At 72.1% G+C, this 5,046-nt stretch carries 5 protein-coding genes; all 5 read left to right on the top strand.

Annotated elements, in window-relative coordinates; all coding sequences use genetic code 11:
* Nucleotides 1-403: 403 nt before the first annotated feature.
* Entirely contained in the window at nt 404-1,414 is a 1,011-nt protein-coding gene (locus U9R90_RS23360) for a segregation and condensation protein A (RefSeq protein WP_411059782.1), read from the top strand.
* Nucleotides 1,415-1,520: 106 nt separating this feature from the next.
* The gene (gene scpB / locus U9R90_RS23355) at nt 1,521-2,090 is read left to right on the top strand and encodes an SMC-Scp complex subunit ScpB (protein WP_411059781.1); all 570 of its coding nucleotides are present in this window, start codon (nt 1,521-1,523) and stop codon (nt 2,088-2,090) included.
* Nucleotides 2,090-3,256: a pseudouridine synthase gene (locus U9R90_RS23350; RefSeq protein ID WP_411058608.1), complete on the top strand. Its 1,167-nt coding sequence runs from the start codon at nt 2,090-2,092 to the stop codon at nt 3,254-3,256. Before scpB ends, U9R90_RS23350 begins: the two co-directional genes overlap by 1 nt.
* A gap of 135 nt (nt 3,257-3,391) precedes the next feature.
* Nucleotides 3,392-4,120, top strand: a complete 729-nt coding sequence (locus tag U9R90_RS23345) for an NUDIX hydrolase (RefSeq protein WP_411058607.1) — start codon at nt 3,392-3,394, stop codon at nt 4,118-4,120.
* Nucleotides 4,117-5,046 (top strand): ADP-ribosylglycohydrolase family protein (locus U9R90_RS23340; protein ID WP_411058606.1); only part of this gene is annotated, 930 nt, incomplete at its 3' end. The genes U9R90_RS23345 and U9R90_RS23340, both read left to right, overlap by 4 nt.

Genomic DNA, 5,046 nt, shown 5'->3' with positions numbered 1-5,046 from the left:
CCCACCCCTTCCCGACACTGAGGGCAAGCCCCCAGGCCCCCAATCGTCGCCGCATGAGCAGGACGCGGCGGGGCCGCAGGACGCGGTGGCCGAGCGACCCGCCGAAGCCGAGGCCGCAGGCGAAGACGGGGCGGCTGCCGGGGGTGGGCCGGTCGAGTCGGCCGCAGAGGCGCGCCCGCCTGCGTCGGCCACCCAGGCTTCGCCGGGTGAGGCGGCGGCCGAGTCTGCGCCGGGTGACCTGGCGCCCCAGGGTCCGGCGGATGAGCCATGGACCCAGGTCGCCGTGGATGAGTCGGTGACCGGGGCCGTGCCGGATGGGCCGGTGGGTCGGATCGCGGCGCGGGAGTCGGTGATCCGGGTTCCGGCGGGTGAGCCGGTGCTCCGGCCCGGGCCGGATGAGTCGGTGGCCCAGGCCGCTGCGGATGAGCTGGCGGCCCAGGTCGTGCCCGGGGCGGCGGCTGTTGTCGCCGGGCCGGAGGTCCGGGCCGATAGCGAGCCCGATAGCGAGCCCGATAGCGAGCCCGATAGCGAGCCCGATAGCGAGCCCGACAGCGGGGCCGACAGGGAGGCCGGCAGCGAGCCCGACGACGGGCGGTTCAAGGTTCGGCTGGCTAACTTCGAGGGGCCGTTTGATCTGCTGTTGCAGCTGATCGCCAAGCACAAGCTGGATGTCACGGAAGTGGCGCTCTCGCGCGTCACCGACGAGTTCATGACGTACATCCGGGCCATGGGTTCCGACTGGGACCTCGACCAGACCACCGAGTTCCTGGTCGTGGCGGCGACCCTGCTGGACCTGAAGGCGGCCCGGCTGCTGCCCGCCGCCGAGGTCGAGGACGAGGCCGACCTCGCCCTGCTGGAGGCGCGCGACCTGCTCTTCGCGCGGCTCCTGCAGTACCGCGCGTACAAGCAGATCGCCGACATCTTCAGCGGGCGGCTGGACGACGAGGCCCGGCGGTATCCCCGTACCGTCGGGCTCGAACCGCACCACGCCGAGCTGCTCCCCGAGGTGGTCATCAGCATCGGTGCCGAGGGCTTCGCCAGGCTCGCGGTCAAGGCGATGCAGCCCAAGCCCAAGCCGCAGGTGTACGTCGACCACATCCACGCCCCGCTCGTCTCCGTACGGGAACAGGCCGACGTGGTCGTCGCCCGGCTGCGCGAGAGCGGCGAGCTCCGCTTCCAGGAACTCGTCGCGGACGCCGACGGCACGCTCACCGTCGTCGCCCGCTTCCTGGCGCTGCTTGAGCTGTACCGCGAGAAAGCCGTCGCCCTCGACCAGGACGAGGCGCTGGCCGACCTGGTGGTGCGCTGGACCGGAGGCGAGGGCGCGGAGCCGATGGTCACGGACGAGTTCGACCGGGCGCCCGAGGTGCCGGACGCCCCGGACGCCCCGCGCGAGACGAAGGAGAAGGCGTGAGTGAAGGTGTGAGTAAGGCGTGAGCGCCGAGGAGAGTCCGCAGGTTCCGGCCGGGCTGGCCGCCGTCGCGGACCTGGAGCTCAAGCCCGCCCTTGAGGCCGTCCTGATGGTCGTCGACGAACCGGCCACCGAGGAGCACCTCGCCAAGGTGCTGGACCGGCCGCGCCGCCAGGTCGCCGACGCGCTGCGCGAACTCGCCGACGAGTACACGACACAGCGGCGCGGTTTCGAGCTGCGGCTGGTGGCCGGTGGCTGGCGGTTCTACACGCGCCCCGAGTACGCCGCCGCCGTCGAGGGCTTCGTCCTGGACGGCCAGCAGGCCCGGCTCACCCAGGCGGCCCTGGAGACCCTCGCCGTCGTCGCGTACCGCCAGCCGGTGAGCCGCTCCAGGGTCTCCGCGGTGCGCGGCGTGAACTGCGACGGGGTGATGCGGACCCTGCTCCAGCGGGGTCTGGTGCAGGAGGCGGGCGCGGAACCCGAAACAGGTGCGATCCTGTACAGGACGACGAACTACTTTCTGGAGCGGATGGGCCTGCGTGGCCTGGACGAGCTTCCGGAGCTCGCGCCCTTCCTCCCCGAGGCGGAGGCGATCGAGTCCGAGACGCAGGAAGGTGTGCCGTCGTTCGACCCGGACGCCCCGGATCCAGACGACGTAGACGACAAGACGGAACTTTGATGCGAAGCAGCAGCGGCAGGAACAGCAGCGGAAACAACGGCGGGAGCCGTGGTGGCAACAGCGGCAGCCGCGGCAGCAGCGGCAGCAGCGGCGGGAGCCGTGGTGGCAACAGCGGCAGCGGCGGCGGCCGCGGCGATTACCGGGGTTCCGGTAAGAGCCGCGACGACCAGCAGAAGCGAGCCAGCAAGCCCCGTCCCGAGGAGCGCCGCTACGACGTGAGCCCGTCGGACGGCGGCCCAGGTCCGAGGAAGGGCCGCGGCGCGGCCGCGCGCGGTGGCGCCAAGGGCGGCCCTCGTACGTCCCAGGGCAGCGGCGCGCGAGGCAGCCGCCGCAGCGCGCCCGCCACGTCACGCGAGTACGACGCACGGCAGGAGGAGCGCAACCGCGAGCGCTACGCGGGCAAGCCACAGGTCAAGACCCCCAAGACCTTCCCCGGCGCCGAGCAGGAGGGCGAGCGGCTGCAGAAGGTGCTGGCCCGCGCCGGGTACGGCTCGCGGCGTGCCTGCGAGGAGCTGATCGAGCAGGCCCGCGTCGAGGTCAACGGCGAGATCGTGCTCGAGCAGGGGCTGCGGGTGAAGCCCGAGAGCGACGAGATCAAGGTCGACGGGCTGACGGTCGCCACGCAGTCGTACCAGTTCTTCGCGCTGAACAAGCCCGCCGGTGTCGTCTCCACCATGGAGGACCCGGACGGCCGCCAGTGCCTCGGTGACTACGTCACCAACCGGGAGACCCGGCTCTTCCACGTGGGTCGGCTCGACACCGAGACCGAGGGCATCATCCTGCTCACCAACCACGGCGAGCTGGCGCACCGCCTCACGCACCCCAAGTACGGTGTGAAGAAGACCTATGTGGCCGCCATCCAGGGCCCCATCCCGCGCGACCTGGGCAAGCAGCTCAAGGACGGCATCCAGCTGGAGGACGGGTACGCCCGCGCCGACCACTTCCGGGTCGTCGAGCAGCTCGGCAAGAACTACCTGGTCGAGGTGACGCTGCACGAGGGCCGCAAGCACATCGTGCGCCGGATGCTCTCCGAGGCCGGTTTCCCGGTGGAGAAGCTGGTGCGGACGGACTTCGGGCCGATCGGTCTCGGCGACCAGAAGTCCGGCTGGCTGCGGCGGCTGAGCAACACCGAGGTCGGGATGCTGATGCGCGAGGTCGACCTGTAAGGGTTCTCGCGCCGCGGACTGTCAGGATTCTCGCGCTGCGGACTGTGAGGGTTCTCGCGCCGCGGACAACTCCGTTGTGATCTGCCGCCCACTCCATTTATAGTCGAAGTGACTATTAAGGGGGTGGGCGGTTTGGTGCGGGTACCCGAGGGCTACGACCCGCAGGCGTTCCCGCCCTTCGCGGTCACGGTCGACCTCGCGGTCTTCACCGTGCGCGGGGGAGCGCTGCGGGTCCTGCTGATCGAGCGCGGCCAGGAGCCGTACGCGGGCCGGTGGGCGCTGCCCGGCGGCTTCGTGCTGGCCGACGAGTCTGCCGAGACAGCCGCCCGGCGCGAGCTCGCCGAGGAGACAGGCCTGTCGGACGCCGTCGTCGCCTCGCTCCACCTGGAGCAGCTGCGTACGTACAGCGAGCCGGACCGCGACCCCCGGATGCGGGTGGTGTCCATCGCGTACACCGCGCTGGTGCCCGACCTGCCGGAGCCGCACGGCGGCGGGGACGCGGCGCGCGCCCAGTGGCTGCCGTACCCCGCGCGGCAGCGGCTCGCCTTCGACCACGAGCGGATCCTCGCCGACGCGCACGACGGCGTCGGCGCCAAGCTGGAGCACAGCTGCCTGGCCACCTCCTTCTGCCCGCCCGAGTTCACCCTCGGTGAGCTGCAGCAGGTGTACGAGACCGTCTGGGGCACCGCCATCGACCGGCCCAACTTCCGGCGCAAGGTCCTCGCCACGCCCGGCTTCGTGGAGCCGGTCGTCGGCGCCGCGCGCCGCACCGGAGGACGCGGGAAACCGGCCGCGCTCTACCGGGCGGGTCCGGCCACCGCCCTGCACCCGCCTCTGCTGCGACCGGAAGGACGCCCCACATGACCGGCAGCGCCACCAGCAACGCCACGGGCTCGCTGATCGGGCTCGCCATCGGCGACGCGCTCGGCTTCCCGACCGAGTTCAACGACGTACCGTCGATCCTCGCCAAGTGCGGGCCCTGGCGGGAGATGGAGCTGCCCCGGCCCGCGTTCGTCACGGACGACACCCAGATGACGCTCGCGCTCGGCCGTGGCCTGCGGACCGCGATGGAGCACGGGCCGCTTGGGCCTTCGCGCCTTGAGGAGGCGGTGCGCGCGGAGTTCGTCGCCTGGTACCACTCGCCCGACAACAACCGGGCGCCCGGCCGCACTTGCCTGGTCGCCTGCGAGCTCCTGGACAGCGCACGGCCGTGGCAGGACGCCAGTCAGGTGCACTCCAAGGGGTGCGGCGCGAATATGCGGGTCGCGCCGATCGGTCTCGTACCCGGGCTCGACGAGGAACAGCGTGCCGGGGCCGCGCAGTTGCAGTCCGCGCTCACCCACGGGCACCCGACCGCGCTCGCGGCGAGCGACCTGACGGCGCGCGCCGTGTATCTGCTCGCCCAGGGCGCGGAGCCCACCGGACTGGTGGGGCTCCTTCGCTCGTACGCCATCGACAACCGCACCCGCTATCACCACCGCTGGCTCGGCGACCTGTGGACCCGCTCCCAGGACCCGAGCGCGGAGCACTTCATCGCCCGCGGCTGGGACGAGTGCCTGGCCATCCTGGAACGCCTCGCCACCGCGGTAGGCGACGCGAACGAGGAGACTGACCCGTGCCTGGCCACGGGCGAGGGCTGGATCGCGGAGGAGGCCCTCGCGACGGGCCTGCTGTGCTTCCTGCTGTTCCCCGGCGACCCGGTCACGGCACTGCGCAGGGCCGCCTGCACGGCGGGCGACTCCGACTCGATCGCCTGCCTGGCGGGGGCGTTCGCGGGGGCGTATCTGGGG

Origin of the sequence: Streptomyces sp. E11-3 (assembly GCF_046540415.1) — a bacterium.
Lineage (GTDB): Bacteria > Actinomycetota > Actinomycetes > Streptomycetales > Streptomycetaceae > Streptomyces.
This window is presented reverse-complemented; position numbering and strand designations above follow the sequence as displayed.

Bases quoted from the DNA above. Each gene is read 5' to 3' on its own strand.
- scpB (WP_411059781.1), top strand. From the start codon at position 1,521: ATGGTCGTCGACGAACCGGCCACCGAGGAGCACCTCGCCAAGGTGCTG.
- U9R90_RS23350 (WP_411058608.1), top strand. From the start codon at position 2,090: ATGCGAAGCAGCAGCGGCAGGAACAGCAGCGGAAACAACGGCGGGAGC.